Source organism: Pantoea sp. X-Soil-TKNS-1279, assembly GCF_059730565.1.
Window position 1 is genome coordinate 4,284,405 of record NZ_AP035948.1, and the last position, 19,030, is coordinate 4,303,434.

General features: G+C 53.3%; 15 protein-coding genes, 1 tRNA gene and 3 rRNA genes. 6 read left to right on the forward strand and 13 right to left on the reverse strand.

The genetic code is table 11. The annotated features are described in order from the left end of the window. Positions 1 to 10: 10 nt before the first annotated feature. Both AC6I8N_RS20090 and AC6I8N_RS20095 read right to left on the reverse strand, forming a co-directional pair. Positions 11 to 997: a serine/threonine protein kinase gene (locus tag AC6I8N_RS20090; RefSeq protein ID WP_021186429.1), complete on the reverse strand. Its 987-nt coding sequence runs from the start codon at positions 995 to 997 to the stop codon at positions 11 to 13. Between the two features lie 45 nt (positions 998 to 1,042). Continuing rightward, on the reverse strand, positions 1,043 to 1,318 hold the full coding sequence (locus AC6I8N_RS20095; RefSeq protein WP_497830717.1) for a YihD family protein: 276 nt from the start codon (positions 1,316 to 1,318) through the stop codon (positions 1,043 to 1,045). A 71-nt stretch (positions 1,319 to 1,389) separates the two neighbouring features. Between AC6I8N_RS20095 and mobA the strand changes: the two genes are divergently transcribed. Then, positions 1,390 to 1,965 carry a molybdenum cofactor guanylyltransferase MobA gene (mobA, locus tag AC6I8N_RS20100; protein WP_021186427.1) on the forward strand — a complete coding sequence of 192 codons (576 nt, stop codon included), beginning with the start codon at positions 1,390 to 1,392 and terminating at the stop codon, positions 1,963 to 1,965. Beyond that, the gene (gene mobB / locus AC6I8N_RS20105) at positions 1,962 to 2,474 is read left to right on the forward strand and encodes a molybdopterin-guanine dinucleotide biosynthesis protein MobB (RefSeq protein ID WP_021186426.1); all 513 of its coding nucleotides are present in this window, start codon (positions 1,962 to 1,964) and stop codon (positions 2,472 to 2,474) included. The genes mobA and mobB overlap by 4 nt, the downstream gene beginning before the upstream one ends. A 158-nt stretch (positions 2,475 to 2,632) precedes the next feature. On the opposite strand, the gene rrf is transcribed toward mobB, so the two are convergent. The 4 genes from rrf to AC6I8N_RS20125 form a co-directional block, all read right to left on the reverse strand. Continuing rightward, positions 2,633 to 2,748: ribosomal RNA gene (gene rrf, locus AC6I8N_RS20110) — 5S ribosomal RNA — on the reverse strand. A gap of 105 nt (positions 2,749 to 2,853) precedes the next feature. Further along, positions 2,854 to 5,755 (reverse strand): 23S ribosomal RNA (locus AC6I8N_RS20115). Between the two features lie 214 nt (positions 5,756 to 5,969). Next, positions 5,970 to 6,044: transfer RNA gene (locus tag AC6I8N_RS20120), tRNA-Glu, on the reverse strand. 90 nt (positions 6,045 to 6,134) lie between these two features. Further along, positions 6,135 to 7,676 (reverse strand): 16S ribosomal RNA (locus AC6I8N_RS20125). The 16S, 23S and 5S rRNA genes sit together here with 1 tRNA gene alongside, the layout of an rRNA operon. Before the next feature lie 528 nt (positions 7,677 to 8,204). Here AC6I8N_RS20125 and mdtD point away from each other — a divergent pair. Continuing rightward, positions 8,205 to 9,608 (forward strand): multidrug transporter subunit MdtD, encoded by a 1,404-nt coding sequence (mdtD, locus tag AC6I8N_RS20130; protein WP_208724445.1) that lies wholly within the window; start codon positions 8,205 to 8,207, stop codon positions 9,606 to 9,608. Here mdtD and rbsR read toward each other — a convergent pair. From rbsR to rbsD, 6 genes are all read right to left on the reverse strand, one after another. Continuing rightward, a complete protein-coding gene (rbsR, locus tag AC6I8N_RS20135; protein WP_367998811.1) occupies positions 9,605 to 10,597 on the reverse strand; it encodes a ribose operon transcriptional repressor RbsR in 993 nt (330 codons plus the stop codon). The two genes, mdtD and rbsR, sit on opposite strands and share 4 nt — an antisense overlap. Positions 10,598 to 10,601: 4 nt before the next feature. Beyond that, positions 10,602 to 11,531: a ribokinase gene (rbsK, locus tag AC6I8N_RS20140; RefSeq protein WP_497829760.1), complete on the reverse strand. Its 930-nt coding sequence runs from the start codon at positions 11,529 to 11,531 to the stop codon at positions 10,602 to 10,604. 65 nt (positions 11,532 to 11,596) lie between these two features. Then, positions 11,597 to 12,472 carry a ribose ABC transporter substrate-binding protein RbsB gene (rbsB, locus tag AC6I8N_RS20145; RefSeq protein WP_021183614.1) on the reverse strand — a complete coding sequence of 292 codons (876 nt, stop codon included), beginning with the start codon at positions 12,470 to 12,472 and terminating at the stop codon, positions 11,597 to 11,599. Between the two features lie 26 nt (positions 12,473 to 12,498). Further along, entirely contained in the window at positions 12,499 to 13,470 is a 972-nt protein-coding gene (rbsC, locus tag AC6I8N_RS20150) for a ribose ABC transporter permease (RefSeq protein ID WP_021183615.1), read from the reverse strand. Then, the gene (gene rbsA, locus AC6I8N_RS20155; protein ID WP_497829761.1) at positions 13,467 to 14,975 is read right to left on the reverse strand and encodes a ribose ABC transporter ATP-binding protein RbsA; all 1,509 of its coding nucleotides are present in this window, start codon (positions 14,973 to 14,975) and stop codon (positions 13,467 to 13,469) included. The genes rbsC and rbsA overlap by 4 nt, the downstream gene beginning before the upstream one ends. Positions 14,976 to 14,982: 7 nt before the next feature. Beyond that, complete coding sequence (gene rbsD / locus AC6I8N_RS20160; RefSeq protein ID WP_013511083.1) at positions 14,983 to 15,402, reverse strand: D-ribose pyranase; 420 nt, start codon at positions 15,400 to 15,402, stop codon at positions 14,983 to 14,985. A 271-nt stretch (positions 15,403 to 15,673) separates the two neighbouring features. Between rbsD and AC6I8N_RS20165 the strand changes: the two genes are divergently transcribed. Next, the gene (locus AC6I8N_RS20165) at positions 15,674 to 16,429 is read left to right on the forward strand and encodes a carbohydrate-binding protein (RefSeq protein WP_497829762.1); all 756 of its coding nucleotides are present in this window, start codon (positions 15,674 to 15,676) and stop codon (positions 16,427 to 16,429) included. Between the two features lie 30 nt (positions 16,430 to 16,459). Here the strand turns inward: AC6I8N_RS20165 and AC6I8N_RS20170 are convergent, their stop codons facing one another. After that, positions 16,460 to 16,855, reverse strand: a complete 396-nt coding sequence (locus tag AC6I8N_RS20170) for a YgiW/YdeI family stress tolerance OB fold protein (RefSeq protein WP_497829763.1) — start codon at positions 16,853 to 16,855, stop codon at positions 16,460 to 16,462. A 181-nt stretch (positions 16,856 to 17,036) separates the two neighbouring features. Here AC6I8N_RS20170 and qseB point away from each other — a divergent pair, with 181 nt between their 5' ends. Beyond that, positions 17,037 to 17,699 (forward strand): quorum sensing response regulator transcription factor QseB, encoded by a 663-nt coding sequence (gene qseB, locus AC6I8N_RS20175; RefSeq protein WP_497829764.1) that lies wholly within the window; start codon positions 17,037 to 17,039, stop codon positions 17,697 to 17,699. Beyond that, the gene (gene qseC, locus AC6I8N_RS20180) at positions 17,696 to 19,027 is read left to right on the forward strand and encodes a quorum sensing histidine kinase QseC (RefSeq protein ID WP_497829765.1); all 1,332 of its coding nucleotides are present in this window, start codon (positions 17,696 to 17,698) and stop codon (positions 19,025 to 19,027) included. The genes qseB and qseC overlap by 4 nt, the downstream gene beginning before the upstream one ends. Positions 19,028 to 19,030: the final 3 nt, after the last annotated feature.

A 19,030-nucleotide genomic window follows, 5' to 3' on the forward strand; every position in this document is an offset into this window, starting at 1 on the left:
GACTGCTTCATTAAAATTGCGGGCTAAGCTGCAACGGCGGTTCGTGTAACAGCTTTTCCTGCTCGGTAAAAAGTGTAATTTGCCGACGCCAAAAATCTTCATCGGTCATCCACGGAAAAGCACGCGGAAAAGCAGGGTCCTGCCAGCGACGCACGACCCAGGCTAAATAATAAACCATGCGCATCGCGCGTAAAGGTTCAATCAGTGACAATTCATGTATATCAAAGTCACTGAATTCATTGTAAGCCTCCAGTAAAATATCCCACTGGATAAGTTGTTCCTGCCGATCGCCATTCACCAGCATCCACAGATCCTGTACCGCCGGTCCGGTACGTGCATCATCAAGATCGACAAACATGGGGCCATCACGCCATAGAATATTGCCGGGATGGCAGTCACCATGTAGTCGCAACGGCTGCCAGCGCGTGTGCCATATCTGATGCAGTGTGTGACTCAATCTGTCTATCGCCGCCATCAGTTGTGCTTTGAGCGCATCCGGCACCAGCATGCTCTGCTCGAGCTGTTGGCGCGGCTGTAAAATATATTCATCCAGTCCGATGGTTGGACGTTGCTGAAAGTCTTTTTGGCGACCAGTTTGATGAATCCGTCCCAGAAAGCGACCGACCCACTCCATCTGTTCTTCATTATCGGTTTCGTACTGCCGCCCACCCAGACTGGGAAATACCGCGAACATAAAACCGGCATGATTGTTCAGTGTATTTCCCTGTAACGTCAGAGGTGCGGCAACCGGTACTTCATCATTCAGTAAATCGTGCGCAAACTGGTGTTCTTCCAGGATTTGGCCAGCGCTCCAGCGCTGCGGGCGATAAAACTTCACCACATAGCGACGTTTCTCATCATCACTGAATTGATAAACGCGGTTTTCATAGCTGTTGAGGGCGGTTAAGCCAGATTCTACGCGCAGACCCGTGTCCCAAAGTGCATCGAGGATCACATCTGGGTTCAACGTCTGGAAATTAAAGGTGGCTTCGCTCATCATTTCGCCTGTGTGTTACCTTTGCTTTAATGCGCAAGGATAGCACTACTCATCGTCCTTAATCACACCGCGTGCGCGTAATAGCGCGGTTTTGAAGTCCACTTCATAATCCTTTTTCAGACCGGGAATCTCAGCATCACTGTCTGCATCACGCATTTTGAGATGGTAAATCAATATGTCGTCGGTTAATTCACTTAATGGGCCACTGAAACCTGATTCCTGGGCCAGTTTTTGTAAAAATGCCAACAGGTTAAGATCAGACTCCTTCTGCCACGCAGGTTGCAGAAGTTCGAGCAGTTCGTTGAGACGGTGATATTTCATCATTTTTTCCTTTATGCAGGTGTGAGGCTGCCAGCCTGTAAGTATCGTCCACTATTGATAAGGAGACGAAGATGACAGCATTAACCGGCGTGATTCTGGCAGGTGGCCAGGGGCGCCGTATGGGCGGTGAGGATAAAGGATTGTTGCTGTTGCAAGGTGAACCACTTTATCAACACGTTCTGCGCCGTTTTCGGCCACAGGTCAATATTGTGTTGATAAGCGCCAACCGCAACATTGATCGTTATCAGTTAAGCGGTTGTCAGGTTGTCAGCGACTCGTTGCCGGATTACCCCGGCCCTCTGGCGGGAATGCTGAGCGGTTTGCGTCACAGCCCATCCGAATGGGTGGCATTCTGTGCCTGCGATACCCCGTGGATCCCTGATGATTTCGTCGCGCGCTTATGGCAAAGCAAAGCCGATGCCCCGGCGGTGTGGGTGAAATCATCCTTACGCGATCATCCGGCACTGGCTTTAGTTAATCGCTCTTTAGCCGATGCACTCGAAGCCTGGCTGTTGAGTGGGGAACGTCGTCTGATGCAGTTTTTACGGGAAAGTGGCGGCCATGCGGTGACCTTTCCTGATCCTGAATCGGCATTCCGTAATATCAACACGCCAGACGACTTACGGGATGAGGAAATACCATCATGACGATACCTTTGCTGGCGATTGCTGCCTGGAGCGGAACGGGTAAAACCACCTTGTTGGAAAAAGTGATCCCATTGCTGAAAGCACAAGGGATCCGCCCGGGACTGATTAAGCACACGCATCATAATATGGACGTTGATACGCCGGGAAAAGACAGTTTTCTGCTGCGAAAAGCGGGGGCGGATCAGGTGATCGTTGCCAGTAATCAGCGCTGGGCATTGATGTGCGAGACTCCAGATAAGCCCTTAACTCTGCATCAGATGACGGCACGAATGGACAGTTCTTCGTTGGATTTGGTACTGGTTGAAGGATTCAAAGACGAACCGGTTGCCAAGATCGTGTTGTGGCGCACAGGTGTGAAGGGGAATATTACCGACTTACTCGATGATTACGTGATTGCGGTGGCGAGTGATGTGGAAGTGGCGTTGCCAGTGGCCGCTCTGGATATTAATCAGCCACAGCAGGTTGCCAATTTCATTGCTGAATGGTGTTTTTCACAGAAAAATCCGTGATTTTTTTCTGATACGCATCATATTCGTCGCGATACGATTTATCGCGCGCATTTCAGCGCAGCTTCACGTAAAACCTGCGCGATAAATCGCGCCGCTACGAAATGCGCAGACGTAAAAAAGCCCTGAACTTTCGTTCAGGGCTTCTTCACTTAATTGATGCCTGGCAGTTCCCTACTCTCGCATGGGGAGACCCCACACTACCATCGGCGCTACGGCGTTTCACTTCTGAGTTCGGCATGGGGTCAGGTGGGACCACCGCGCTACAGCCGCCAGGCAAATTCTGTTTATCCGTACCGCCCTCACAGGCCATACGAATCAATCCGTTCGAACAAAGCTGAAAATTCTCGCGTCTCTCAACTCAAAACGCCTCTGGCGTTGTAAGGTTAAGCCTCACGGGTCATTAGTACCGGTTAGCTCAATGCATCGCTGCACTTACACATCCGGCCTATCAACGTCGTCGTCTTCAACGTCCCTTCAGGACTCTCAAAGAGTCAGGGAGAACTCATCTCGGGGCAAGTTTCGTGCTTAGATGCTTTCAGCACTTATCTTTTCCGCACTTAGCTACCGGGCAATGCCATTGGCATGACAACCCGAACACCAGTGGTGCGTTCACTCCGGTCCTCTCGTACTAGGAGCAACCCCCCTCAATTCTCCAGCGCCCACGGCAGATAGGGACCGAACTGTCTCACGACGTTCTAAACCCAGCTCGCGTACCACTTTAAACGGCGAACAGCCGTACCCTTGGGACCTACTTCAGCCCCAGGATGTGATGAGCCGACATCGAGGTGCCAAACACCGCCGTCGATATGAACTCTTGGGCGGTATCAGCCTGTTATCCCCGGAGTACCTTTTATCCGTTGAGCGATGGCCCTTCCATTCAGAACCACCGGATCACTATGACCTGCTTTCGCACCTGCTCGAGCCGTCACTCTCGCAGTCAAGCTGGCTTATGCCATTGCACTAACCTCCTGATGTCCGACCAGGATTAGCCAACCTTCGTGCTCCTCCGTTACACTTTGGGAGGAGACCGCCCCAGTCAAACTACCCACCAGACACTGTCCGCAGCCCGGATTACGGGCCTACGTTAGAACATCAAACATTAAAGGGTGGTATTTCAAGGTTGGCTCCATGCAGACTGGCGTCCACACTTCAAAGCCTCCCACCTATCCTACACATCAAGGCTCAATGTTCAGTGTCAAGCTATAGTAAAGGTTCACGGGGTCTTTCCGTCTTGCCGCGGGTACACTGCATCTTCACAGCGATTTCAATTTCACTGAGTCTCGGGTGGAGACAGCCTGGCCATCATTACGCCATTCGTGCAGGTCGGAACTTACCCGACAAGGAATTTCGCTACCTTAGGACCGTTATAGTTACGGCCGCCGTTTACCGGGGCTTCGATCAAGAGCTTCTCCTTACGGATAACCCCATCAATTAACCTTCCGGCACCGGGCAGGCGTCACACCGTATACGTCCACTTTCGTGTTTGCACAGTGCTGTGTTTTTAATAAACAGTTGCAGCCAGCTGGTATCTTCGACTGGCTTCAGCTCCGGGAGCAAGTCCCTTCACCTAATGCCAGCGTGCCTTCTCCCGAAGTTACGGCACCATTTTGCCTAGTTCCTTCACCCGAGTTCTCTCAAGCGCCTTGGTATTCTCTACCTGACCACCTGTGTCGGTTTGGGGTACGATTTCGTGTTACCTGGAGCTTAGAGGCTTTTCCTGGAAGCAGGGCATCAGTTACTTCACCACCGTAGTGGCTCGTCATCACGCCTCAGCCTTAAAGCATTCCGGATTTGCCTGGAATGCAAGCCTACACGCTTAAACCGGGACAACCGTCGCCCGGATAACCTAGCCTTCTCCGTCCCCCCTTCGCAGTAACACCAAGTACAGGAATATTAACCTGTTTCCCATCGACTACGCTTTTCAGCCTCGCCTTAGGGGTCGACTCACCCTGCCCCGATTAACGTTGGACAGGAACCCTTGGTCTTCCGGCGAGCGGGCTTTTCACCCGCTTTATCGTTACTTATGTCAGCATTCGCACTTCTGATACCTCCAGCAGACCTCACAGTCCACCTTCAGCGGCTTACAGAACGCTCCCCTACCCAACAACACATAGTGTCGCTGCCGCAGCTTCGGTGCATGGTTTAGCCCCGTTACATCTTCCGCGCAGGCCGACTCGACCAGTGAGCTATTACGCTTTCTTTAAATGATGGCTGCTTCTAAGCCAACATCCTGGCTGTCTGGGCCTTCCCACATCGTTTCCCACTTAACCATGACTTTGGGACCTTAGCTGGCGGTCTGGGTTGTTTCCCTCTTCACGACGGACGTTAGCACCCGCCGTGTGTCTCCCGTGATAACATTCTCCGGTATTCGTAGTTTGCATCGGGTTGGTAAGCCGGGATGGCCCCCTAGCCGAAACAGTGCTCTACCCCCGGAGATGAGTTCACGAGGCGCTACCTAAATAGCTTTCGGGGAGAACCAGCTATCTCCCGGTTTGATTGGCCTTTCACCCCCAGCCACAAGTCATCCGCTAATTTTTCAACATTAGTCGGTTCGGTCCTCCAGTTAGTGTTACCCAACCTTCAACCTGCCCATGGCTAGATCACCGGGTTTCGGGTCTATACCCTGCAACTTAACGCCCAATTAAGACTCGGTTTCCCTGCGGCTCCCCTATACGGTTAACCTTGCTACAGAATATAAGTCGCTGACCCATTATACAAAAGGTACGCAGTCACACCCGAAGGTGCTCCCACTGCTTGTACGTACACGGTTTCAGGTTCTGTTTCACTCCCCTCGCCGGGGTTCTTTTCGCCTTTCCCTCACGGTACTGGTTCACTATCGGTCAGTCAGGAGTATTTAGCCTTGGAGGATGGTCCCCCCATATTCAGACAGGATACCACGTGTCCCGCCCTACTCATCGGACTCACAGAATGTGCATTTTCATGTACGGGGCTGTCACCCTGTATCGCGCGACTTTCCAGACGCTTCCACTAACACACAAACTGATTCAGGTCCTGGGCTGTTCCCCGTTCGCTCGCCGCTACTGGGGGAATCTCGGTTGATTTCTTTTCCTCGGGGTACTTAGATGTTTCAGTTCCCCCGGTTCGCCTCGTTAACCTATGTATTCAGTTAACGATAGTGCACAAGTGCACTGGGTTTCCCCATTCGGACATCGTCGGCTGTTGCGGTTCATATCACCTTACCGACGCTTTTCGCAGATTAGCACGTCCTTCATCGCCTCTGACTGCCAGGGCATCCACCGTGTACGCTTAGTCGCTTAACCTCACAACCCACAGACGTTTTCACGCATGCAGACTGCAAGCATTTGAGAGACTCGAACACATCGCTTTCATTTCTTATTACGGAGAAATGAAACAACGTGTCGTTTCAAATTTTCAGCTTGTTCCGGATTGTTAAAGAGCAAATATCTCAAACATGACTCGTAAGCCAGTTTTGAGATACTGAGCAGCGACACCTTTCACCTGTCACCAAGCAAGTGGCGTCCCCTAGGGGATTCGAACCCCTGTTGCCGCCGTGAAAGGGCGGAGTCCTAACCGCTAGACGAAGGGGACACATGAAGTGTCACGACTTCGCAGCCGTCTTGCTCATTACGTTTTCATCAGACAATCTGTGTGAGCACTTCGAAGGAAAGTATCTTCAGGTAAGGAGGTGATCCAACCGCAGGTTCCCCTACGGTTACCTTGTTACGACTTCACCCCAGTCATGAATCACAAAGTGGTAAGCGCCCTCCCGAAGGTTAAGCTACCTACTTCTTTTGCAACCCACTCCCATGGTGTGACGGGCGGTGTGTACAAGGCCCGGGAACGTATTCACCGTAGCATTCTGATCTACGATTACTAGCGATTCCGACTTCATGGAGTCGAGTTGCAGACTCCAATCCGGACTACGACGCACTTTATGAGGTCCGCTTGCTCTCGCGAGGTCGCTTCTCTTTGTATGCGCCATTGTAGCACGTGTGTAGCCCTGGCCGTAAGGGCCATGATGACTTGACGTCATCCCCACCTTCCTCCGGTTTATCACCGGCAGTCTCCTTTGAGTTCCCGACCGAATCGCTGGCAACAAAGGATAAGGGTTGCGCTCGTTGCGGGACTTAACCCAACATTTCACAACACGAGCTGACGACAGCCATGCAGCACCTGTCTCAGAGTTCCCGAAGGCACCAAAGCATCTCTGCTAAGTTCTCTGGATGTCAAGGCCAGGTAAGGTTCTTCGCGTTGCATCGAATTAAACCACATGCTCCACCGCTTGTGCGGGCCCCCGTCAATTCATTTGAGTTTTAACCTTGCGGCCGTACTCCCCAGGCGGTCGACTTAACGCGTTAGCTCCGGAAGCCACGCCTCAAGGGCACAACCTCCAAGTCGACATCGTTTACAGCGTGGACTACCAGGGTATCTAATCCTGTTTGCTCCCCACGCTTTCGCACCTGAGCGTCAGTCTTTGTCCAGGGGGCCGCCTTCGCCACCGGTATTCCTCCAGATCTCTACGCATTTCACCGCTACACCTGGAATTCTACCCCCCTCTACAAGACTCTAGCCTGCCAGTTTCGAATGCAGTTCCCAGGTTAAGCCCGGGGATTTCACATCCGACTTGACAGACCGCCTGCGTGCGCTTTACGCCCAGTAATTCCGATTAACGCTTGCACCCTCCGTATTACCGCGGCTGCTGGCACGGAGTTAGCCGGTGCTTCTTCTGCGGGTAACGTCAATGATGATGCGTATTAAACATCATCCCTTCCTCCCCGCTGAAAGTACTTTACAACCCGAAGGCCTTCTTCATACACGCGGCATGGCTGCATCAGGCTTGCGCCCATTGTGCAATATTCCCCACTGCTGCCTCCCGTAGGAGTCTGGACCGTGTCTCAGTTCCAGTGTGGCTGGTCATCCTCTCAGACCAGCTAGGGATCGTCGCCTAGGTGAGCCGTTACCCCACCTACTAGCTAATCCCATCTGGGTTCATCCGATGGTGTGAGGCCCGAAGGTCCCCCACTTTGGTCTTGCGACGTTATGCGGTATTAGCTACCGTTTCCAGTAGTTATCCCCCTCCATCGGGCAGATCCCCAGACATTACTCACCCGTCCGCCACTCGTCACCCAAGGAGCAAGCTCCTCTGTGCTACCGTTCGACTTGCATGTGTTAGGCCTGCCGCCAGCGTTCAATCTGAGCCATGATCAAACTCTTCAATTTAAGTTTGATGCTCAAAGAATTAAACTTCGTAATGAATTACGTGTTCACTCTTGAGACTTGATATTTTTTAAGTCCGTAGACTTTTGATATCAATCCTGCGAGTGCCCACACAGATTGTCTGATAAATTGTTAAAGAGCAGTGCGAGCAGCGGGTTAACCGTCTGTCGCGAGGTGGCGTATATTACGCTTTCCTCCTTCAGAGTCAATCTCTTTTTCGAGATTTTTCTCTGGCGGGATGAATCACTTCGTCCCTTGCTGACCGTCTGCGTTGCCGCTTTGCCGTGTCAGTGGAGGCGCATTATAGGGAGATAATTCTGACTGACAAGCGTTTATTGCAAAAAATTGACTGGGCGCTACTTTTTTATACGAACGATTTAAAAACAGGCATTTTGCGATGAAGAAACAGCCAAAAGCGCCGCCCTCTCGGCACAAATCATCGTAATGGCCTCAAACGTAAGTGCTATCCTGTTGGTCCAATCGCAGTTTTTCCCCTGCTGCAGACAGAATTTTATTAAAGAAGGACTTTAAATGATTCGCTCCGCGCGCAGTATGGCCGGTTTGCCCTGGATCGCCGCTATGGCATTTTTCATGCAATCGCTTGATGCCACTATCCTCAACACCGCGCTCCCTGCCATTGCGACCAGCCTCCAACGCTCTCCCCTTGCCATGCAATCCGCCGTTATCAGCTACACACTGACCGTAGCGATGCTAATTCCTGTCAGCGGCTGGCTGGCCGATCGCTTCGGTACACGCAAAATCTTTATCCTTGCAGTAACCCTGTTTACCCTCGGTTCACTGGCCTGCGCCTTGTCTGGCAGCCTGAGCCTGCTGGTAATTTCGCGCGTGGTGCAGGGGATTGGCGGAGCCATGATGATGCCCGTTGCGCGACTGGCGTTGCTGCGAGCCTATCCACGCAGTGAATTACTGCCGGTTCTCAACTTTGTCACCATGCCCGGTCTGGTTGGGCCGATACTCGGTCCCATGCTCGGCGGCTTGCTGGTCACCTATGCCAGTTGGCACTGGATTTTCCTGATTAACATTCCCATCGGCCTGCTTGGTATTTTTTATGCGCGCAAGTACATGCCGGATTTCACGACACCCAAACGCCGCTTCGACTTTGGCGGCTTTGTGTTATTTGGCGTAGGTTTAGTGTTGATCTCGATTGGCATCGAACTGTTCGGCGAACGTATTGTGTCGCCCTGGCAGGCAACCGCCGTCCTGTTTACCGGTGTATTGTTGTTGCTTCTTTATATAGTACATGCGCGCCGCCATCCGGCACCGTTAATCAGTTTGCCGATGTTTAAAACCCGCACCTTTTCCATCGGCATCATTGGCAATATCGCCTCACGTCTTGGAACTGGTTGTATTCCCTTTCTGATGCCGTTGATGTTGCAGGTTGGCTTTGGTTATCCCGCGATTATCGCCGGTTGCATGATGGGGCCGACCGCCATCGGTTCGTTACTGGCGAAATCCACCGTTACCCAGGTCTTGCGACGCTTTGGTTATCGCCACACGCTGGTTGGTATTTCGGTCATTATCGGCTTCCTGATTGCCTCCTTCTCGCTGCAAACGCCAGGAGGAAGTGTGTTATTGCTGCTGCTGGCGTTGTTTGTGCTGGGAATGGCAATGTCGACACAGTTCACGGCGATGAACACCATCACCCTGGCGGATCTGAATGATGAGAACGCCAGCGGTGGCAATAGCGTGCTGGCGGTAACGCAGCAACTGTCCATCAGCTTTGGGGTGGCGGTGAGTGCCGCCGTGTTGCGCTTTTATCAGGAATTTGACGGCACCACGGTGCAACATTTCCATGCCACCTTCCTGACGATGGGGGTGATCACGGTACTGGCCGCGTTTACCTTTATGTTGCTGCGCAATGGCGATGGCCGCCATTTGATCACTAACCGCGATAAAAAGAAGAAAAGCGCTTAAACCGAACCGCGCTCCACCAGCTCCGGCGTCAGGACCAGCGTTTGCTGACTGGCGTCGGGATCGCTCATGCGATGAATCAGGGTATCAATCGCCAGCTCTCCCAACTCATCCTTTGGCTGATGGACGGTGCTTAACGGCGGCGTGAGATAACGCGCCAATTCAATGTTGTCGTATCCCATCACCGCAATATCCTGCGGTACGCGCAGACCAGCCTGAAACAGCGCATGGTAGACACCCACAGCCATCGCATCATTGCTGGTAAAGACCGCTTCCGGCAGCGGATCCAGCGTCAGCAACTGATTCATGGCGTTAAAACCACCCTGAAACTCAAAGTCACCATCAACGACGTAGCCCGGCAGCACCGGCAATCCACTGTTGGACATTGCTTTCTGGAAGCCATCCAGACGCAGTCGCGCCGGGGTTTTATCCAGCGGCCCGGCAATGCAGGCAATACGACGATAGCCACGATCGATCAGATGCTGGGTGGCCATCTCACCGCCCAGCAGCGCGTTATCCTGAATAATGTCGCCACGCCCTTCAAACGGTGCCCAATCCATCATCACCATCGGAATCGACGGATAGCGATTCAGAATATCCGCCGAGGGCAGGTGGGTTTCCGTACACATGATCAGCAGGCCATCAACGCGCTTTTGCAACAGCGTTTCCAGGCTGCGATTCATGCGCTCCTCATCACCTTCGGTGTTACACAGAATCAAACTGTAGCCACGCTCATAACAACTGTTCTCAACGCCGCGCACCACTTCGGAATAGAAGGGATTATTGCTGGCCGTCAGGAGCATACCAATGGTGCGTGTCTGATTTATTTTCAGGCTACGTGCGAGGGCAGATGGGGCGTAATTCAGGGAACGGATGGCCTGCTCCACCTTTTCACGCACCTGCTCGCTAACAAAGCGATTGTTATTAATGACGTGTGAAACGGTGGAGGTGGAGACGCCCGCGAGACGGGCGACATCTTTCATGGTAGCCAAACGCTTAGCCCTGTTGTTGCAGGAAGGCATCAATCTCGGTACGCCACGGCACCGAGGGCTGAGCGCCTGGGCGCGTAACGGCAATAGCCGCCGCCGCATGCGCGAAACGTACCGCATCATGCATCAAGACACCTTCCAGACGGGCGGTAATAAACGCGCCATTGAAGGTATCGCCAGCCGCGATGGTGTCGACAGCCTGTACGCTAAAGCCAGGAATGCGCACACCCTCGCCTTTCTCGCTCAACCATACACCGCGACGGCCCAGCGTAATCAACACCGTCTGAATACCTTTGCTGTGCAATGCCGCCGCTGCACGGGCCGCATCTTCATCGCTTTTCACTGCGATGCCGGTAAGAATTTCCGCTTCGGTTTCGTTCGGCGTGATGATATCAATCAGCGCCAGCAATTCATCGGAAAGATGCGTGGCAGGAGCCGGATTAAGAATCACCTGCGTCTGCTGCGCTTTGGCGATTTTCGCCGCCGCCAGCACGCTTTCCAGCGGCGATTCCAGTTGCATCAACAACGCATCTGCATCCGCGATCACCTGTTGATGGCGATCAACGCAGGCAGGCGTTAACGCCGCATTGGCACCGGAATAGATGCCGATATTGTTTTCACCTTCGCCATTCACGAAGATCATCGCCACACCGGTGGCTTCATCCGCTACGGTTTCCACCGGCGCGGTATCAATTCGGTCCTGTTGCAGCTGCTGGCGGATACGCTCGCCAATATCATCAGCGCCCACACAGGCAATAAAGGCGATATCGGCACCTGCGCGCCCGGCTGCTACCGCCTGATTAGCCCCTTTGCCGCCAAAGGCAATCTGATACTGTTTCCCGATCACCGTTTCGCCCGGACGTGGAAAGTGGGCGAGGTTAAGGATGTGATCGGCATTGATGCTGCCAAGTACGGCCAGTTTTGCGCTTTTGCTCATAGGGAGTGATCCATCAAAGTTGCGCCACCTCAATGGTGGCGCGTTGCCCTGCTTTTCTTCGCGTGTTATTTGGTAACCAGTTTCAGATCGACCGGGTTGATCGCCTGCACTTTTTCACCTTTCAATACTTTATCCGCAGTCTCTACGCCGATGATACCAATCTTGTCAGGCATCTGCGCAACGGTCGCAGTCAGTTTACCGGCTTCTACCGCTTTTACACCGTCAGCGGTGCCGTCAAAGCCCACCACCACCACATCGGTTTTACCGGCGGTTTGCAGTGCGCGCAGTGCGCCCAGCGCCATTTCGTCGTTCTGTGCGAATACAGCCTGCACATCCGGATGCGCCTGCAACAGGTTCTGCATCACGTTCAGACCTTTGGTACGGTCAAAATCCGCTGGCTGGCTGGCGAGGATATTGAATTTATGTGCATCGGCAGCCTGTTTGAAGCCATCACCGCGCTCACGCGCCGCTGACGTACCGGCAATACCCTGCAACTCGATGATTTTCGCGCCATCCCCCAGTTTCTTCGCAATGAAGTCACCCGCCATTTTGCCGCCAAAGCGGTTGTCAGATGCCACATGACTCACCACCTTACCCTGTGACGCTACGCGGTCGAGGGTGATCACCGGAATATTCGCCTGGTTCGCCATCTTCACGGCGTTGCCTACGGCATCAGAGTCGGTTGGGTTAATCAGCATCAGCTTGGTGCCACGCACGGTGAGGTCCTGCACGTTCGCCAGCTCTTTCGCCGGGTTGTTCTGCGAGTCCAGCACCACCAGGTTATAACCCAGCTTGTCGGCTTCTTTCTGTGCGCCATCTTTCAGCGCCACAAAGAACGGGTTGTTCAGGGTAGAAACCACCAGAGCGATAGTATCCTTCGCCATCGCGCTGGCACTCAGAGTGGCGCCAAGAATGACGGCCAATGCGGTTAACTTTTTCATTAATTCATCCTGTGTGAAGGTCAGAGTTATTTACTGCTTTTGTTATCCACCAGCACTGCCAGCAGAATTACCACTGCTTTTACAATCATTTGATAGTAAGAGGAGACACCTAACAGATTGAGGCCGTTGTTCAGGAAGCCGAGAATCAATGCCCCGATCAGCGTCCCCATGATGCGACCTTTACCTCCCGCCAGGCTGGTACCGCCCAACACCACAGCGGCGATCGCATCCAGTTCATAACCCGTGCCCGCTGTCGGCTGCGCTGATGAAAGACGCGCTACCTCAATGGTGCCCGCCAGCGCCGCCAACATGCCGCACAGTGAATAGACGATAATTTTGACGCGGTTAACGTTGATACCAGACAAACGCGTGGCCGCTTCATTGCCACCCAGCGCGTAGATATAACGCCCCAGACGCGTGTGATGCAGCATGTACCAGGCCAGCGCGAACACCACCGCCATCAACCATACCGGGGTCGGGATGCCCAGAGGGCGACCAATACCGAACCAGCCAAACAGATCGGCGTTGTCGCTAAAGCCGGTATTAATTGGGCTGCCGTCGGTGTAAACCATAGTGACGCCACGCAGCAGCAGCATCATCACCAGGGTGGCGATAAACGCCTGTACTTTGCCGCGTGCCACAATGGTGCCGGTGATGCCGCCAATCAAGGCACCCAATGCCAGCGCAGCCGCTACCGCCACCAGCGCATTAACTTCGTGCCCGACAATCGAGGCGGCCACCGCGCCGGTCAACGCCAGCAGCGAGCCAACGGACAGATCGATGCCAGAGGTCAGGATCACCAGCGTCATTCCCACCGCCATAATGGCGTTGACCGAGGTCTGTTGCAGGATGTTGAACAAGTTGGCGACGGTGAAGAAATTCGGGCTGAGGCTGGCGACCACGGCGATCAGCACAATCAGCGCAATCAGCGATTTTTGCTCCAGCAACCAGGCTTTGCTGAACCAGCGACGGCTGGCGGGTAAGGTTTGGGTACTCATACAACTAACTCCTCGCTGTGTTGCTTACCGACTGCCGCTGCCATCAGGGATTCCTGGGTAGCCTGCTCACGGGTAAATTCGCCACTCAGATGGCCTTCATGCATCACCAGAATGCGATCGCTCATGCCCAGAACTTCCGGCATTTCGGACGACACCAGGATGATGCTCAGCCCATCGGCTTTAAACTGGTTAATTAACTGATAAATCTCTTTTTTTGCCCCAACGTCCACACCGCGCGTCGGTTCATCAAGGATCAAGACATTCGGTCGCGTCATCAGCCCACGGGCAATCGCCACTTTTTGCTGATTACCGCCAGAAAGCAGGCCGATCGGCTGCTCCATCGACGGGGTTTTTACATTGAACAGGCGGATAAAATCGCCCACCGCCAACTGTTCTTCCGCGTGTTTCAGGCTGCCATTACCCCGACTGAAGTAGCGCAGCGCGGTCAGTGACATGTTTTCTTTTACCGACATGCCCAGCACCAGACCGTCGCGTTTGCGGTCTTCGGAGATATAGACGATGCCATTTGCCAGACCATCCTGTGGCGCATGCGTCACCACATCACGACCATCCAGCGTGACTTTTCCGCCGCTACGTGGCAGTGCGCCATATAACAGCTTCATCAGTTCGGTACGCCCCGCGCCCATCAGGCCGGAAACGCCCAGAATTTCGCCTTTACGCAGGTTAAAGCTAACGTCATGCACTCCCGGTCCGCTCAGGTTTTCCACCTGCAAACGCACGACACCCGGAGCCTGGTCAAGATGCGGGTATTGTTCTTCCAGCTTGCGTCCGACCATCATCTCAATCAGGCTCTCTTCACTCAGCTCGCTGACTGGACGTTCGGCAATAAACTGACCGTCACGGAACACCGTGACGTCATCGCAAATCTCAAAGATCTCTTTCATGCGGTGGGAAATGTAGACAATGCCGCAACCCTGCGCTTTCAACTCATTGATCACGCGGAACAATGACAGGGTTTCGGTATCGGTCAGCGCATCCGTCGGCTCGTCCATGATGATGACGCGCGACTGAAAGCTGAGAACCTTGGCGATCTCCACCATCTGCTGGTCGCCAATCGACAAATCACCCACCAGCTTATGGCTGTTAAAACGCAGGTTCAGACGCGCTAACAGCGCATCCGCCTCGGCATACATCTTTTTCCACTCGATGCGGCCAAAACGGTTCACAAATTCGCGGCCAAGGAAGATGTTCTCCGCCACCGTCAATTGCGGGATCAGGTTAAGTTCCTGATGAATGATGCCAATGCCCGCTTCCTGAGACGCTTTTGGCCCGGAGAACGTGGTTTCTTTACCCAGCCAATGCAGCGATCCGGCATCCATGCTGTAAATACCGGTCAGCACTTTCATCATGGTGGATTTACCGGCACCATTTTCTCCCACCAGCGCCATCACCCGACCAGGCCAGACGGCCAGTGAAGCCCCTTTCAGCGCTTTCACACCGGGAAATGACTTTTCAATCCCTTTGAGTTGCAATAACGGTTGCATAGCGGCCTCAGAAGGTAACGCCCGCGCTCAGGATGACATTCGCATACGGAGAACACTCTCCGCTGCGAATGACCGCCTGACTACGCTGAGTCTGTTGTTTGAACTGTTCATGACTGGTGTAACGAATAGCGATGGTATTTCCCTGGTGTCGTTGCAAGGCATCGAGCACGGCGAGCAGTGCGCTATGGAGCTGCGGGTTGAACTGCTTGATCTCTTCCGCCATCAGGGCGCTCTCAACCTGCATCTCCTGAGTGACCACCTCAACAACCTGTAAAAACTCGGGCGTACCCGGCGTCAGCGCCAGATCAATACGTTGCGGCCCCACAGGAATGGGTAAACCCGCATCGGCAATCGTCAGCGTATCCGTGTGTCCCAGACGGGCAATCACATGAGAGATTTCAGCGTTTAACAAGCGACCTTTTTTCATTTCTTCCACTCCACAGCGAAACGTTTCGCTGACCGGAGTGTATAAAAAATGCATAGCAACTCAATGGCGGCATCACGGAAATGTGATCACCATCGAAACGTTTCGCTTGTGCCAGAAAATATTTGAGTTAGGCGAGGAATAAATCAACCTCCGCTGACAACAGCATAAGAATTTTCACAATGAAGAAGAGAAATACCCCACGCAGTCAGAAGAAATTCCCTTCTCATCCTTATGTTAAGTTTTTTCAGAGGTAACGAAATGTGTATTTGTCATGGATAACAACGCAGGAATCGAAGGATCGAAGCTAATGGATTTTAAATTAAAAGCACTCACCAGCTTGATTACCGTTTCACTGGTGGCCGCCGCTTATGCCAATGAGGGGGACATAACAGCTAATTACGCCACGACAGGCCCTGTCGCCATCGCTTCTGCCGATTTTAGTGTTACAAGTTCAGCAGAAGAATCCGTCCTGTATGAACTGGATGCTTCTGCAAGTCAGAATGCTGTCTCTTTCCGTTGGCGAGTAGCAGAAGGAAAGGGTGTCTTCTGGTTGCAGGAAAAACCGGGGGGAGGATGGAGAACCGAGGTTAATCAAGCGAAAGCAACAGCGCTGGTCCCGACAAACCATACCGGCATTGCAGTTTATGAAGTCAGCGTAACGGACAAAGATGGCAACATCGATACCCGGCAAGTCACCATGACCGCCATTTCCCCGTTTTATTCATCCGTTGAGGAAAATCTGGCTAAACCCACTGAATTTCCCGACTGGGGTGAAGAAAACACATATATGGCGGGAGATAAGGTCACCTTCGCCGGGATTAAGTACATCGCGACAAAATGGACACAATCTACACCCGCTAATGGCGCAGGCTGGAAGTTTGCAGATCCGGAGCAGTTGCGGGAATGGAACAAATCAATGTCTTATTCCCGCAAAGATAAAGTCAGCTGGCAGGGAAAAGCCTGGAAAGCGGCGTACTGGACGCAGGGGAATACGCCAGGAGAACATTCCGTCTGGCTGGAATTATAAGCGGGCTGCCGGAGCAGCCCCGCCAGATTATCAGGGGAGTTTTCTGACCTGTTTCACGTCCAGTTCAATGGCGTTGAAATCCTTATCCAACTCACCGGTTAACTCAACGCGATCTTTTGGCGAAATGGTTTGCCCGCCCCAGCGTTTGTGATCGATTTCAACCTTCATGGTGCCGGTATCATCGCGGAACAGATAATCCTCTTTGCCGATTTGCTTATCCAGATAACCACGCACGGTGATCCAGCTATCGTCCTTCATCTCCTCAGCCTGCTTAACCGTCACGACACTGGTGTTACCAGCCTGAAAGCCACCGGAGTGACTTTGTACCGCCGGCGCATTCGGGTCAACAAATCCACCCTGCTGTGCCGCCAGAACCGGCATGGAAGCCAGTGCAATGATTGCGAAAAGTGCTGCATGCTTTTTCATATTTTCACCTCTTCTCCATGAATGTGCGGAAGACGGGGGCTATTTCAACATAAGGTTCTTAACAGGATCTTAAGGCCGATCAATTTATTAAAATTCGTGAAAATCAGGTCAAATGTCGTGATTTCTCCTGTACATGAACGCTTCTGCTTCGTATAACTCCAGGCTAAAGGGAGGAGCATACATGCGGATTTTATTGATTGAAGACGACACCTTGATTGGCGACGGCCTCAAAGTCGGCCTGACCAAACTCGGTTTCAGCGTGGACTGGCTGGTTTCAGGCGAAGCTGGATTTCAGGCGTTGAACTCCGCCCCCTGGGATGCAGTGATTCTGGATTTGTCACTGCCGGAACAAGATGGACTCGATATTCTGCGCCAATGGCGTCAGCAAGGTCAGGATGTACCGGTATTGATCCTCACGGCACGCGATGCGCTCGATCAGCGGGTTCAGGGTTTGCAACTGGGCGCGGATGACTATCTTGGCAAACCTTTTGCCCTGGCCGAAGTGGCTGCACGCCTGGAGGCACTGATTCGTCGACGTCATGGTCAGTTACAGCCGGAGCTGCGTCATGGCAAGGTGGTAATGTCTCCTGCAAGCCACAGCGTGATGGTTGCTGGCGAACCGATCCCCCTGAAAAGCCGTGAACTGGCGTTGCTGGAACTGTTCCTGCGTAATCCCGGCCGGGTCCTGACACGCAGCCAGCTGGAGGAAAAACTCTATAGCTGGGATGACGATGTCTCCAGCAATGCTGTCGAGGTGCATATCCATCATCTGCGTAAAAAGCTCGGCAGCCAGTTTATCCGTACCGTGCATGGCGTCGGTTATACGTTGGGAGCGGCAGAATGAGTCTGTTCCTGCGCCTCGCCATCGGTTTTATCTTGTTGATCATGCTGTGCTGGGGCAGCGCCAGCCTGAGCGCCTGGCATCAGACACGCGAAACCGTCAATGAACTGTTTGATACCCAGCAAATGCTGTTTGCCAAGCGCCTGCTGGCGCTCGAACCAGCCACGCTGCAAAACGTCACTCTGCCGAAAAACAAGGCGTTACTGAACCATCATCGCGGTAAACAGGATGATGACGCGCTGGCTTTCGCCATTTTTAGTGGTGATGGCAAGTTGCTGCTCAATGATGGCGAAAAGGGTCGTGATTTGCAGTTTGCGGATGGACGCGATGGTTTTCGCAATGGACACCTGCGCGGTGATGATGACAGTTGGCGTCTGCTGTGGCTAACGTCGCCCGATCAACGCTATCGCGTGGTAGTGGGACAGGAGTGGGATTACCGCGACGATATGATCAGCGATTTGGCGCAAAGCAGCATTGTGCCGTGGCTGATTGCACTGCCTTTTATGCTGGCACTGCTGCTGGCGCTGGTGTGGTTTGAACTGCGCCCGTTAAAACGCCTCACCGCCTCACTCCACCAGCGCGCAGCCGATGATGACACACCGTTACCCCTGGCGCGCCTGCCGAAAGAAGTCCAACCGCTGGTACTGGCATTGAATGGTTTGTTCAGCCGCATGGCGGACCTGGTGCAGCGTGAACGCCGCTTCACCTCCGATGCAGCTCACGAGTTGCGCAGCCCGCTGGCGGCGCTGCGGGTGCAGAGTGAAGTGATCCAACTGGCAGATGACGATGAGATCGTACGCAAACGGGCGCTACAACAACTGGATACCGGGATCCAGCGTGCCACCCGGCTGGTGGATCAACTGCTGACGCTCTCCAGAGTGGAGGCGGATGATCTGCGCAGTGAATTCCAGCCAACCGCCCTGGCCCCGCTGCTGCAAAGCGTGTTAGCCGAGCATTTTCCCCAGGCTGAACAGAAACATATCGATTTGCAGTTACACACGACATTCCAACCGGTGATGAACGGTCATCAACTTCTGCTGGCTTTAATGCTGCGCAATCTGCTGGATAACGCGCTGCGTTATACCCCTGACGGAGGGCAGGTAACAGTGAACCTGACCGCTCGCACCCTGACTATCGATGATAATGGCCCAGGGGTTAGTGTTGAGGCATTAACGCGCCTGGGCGAACGTTTCTGGCGTCCTCCGGGACAAACGCAAACCGGCAGTGGGCTGGGGCTGTCGATTGTGAAGAATATCGCGCAACTGCACGCTATCCGCGTAGCATTCAGTCAGAGAGAAGCAGGGGGGTTGCGCGTCACGCTAAGCTGGTAACGG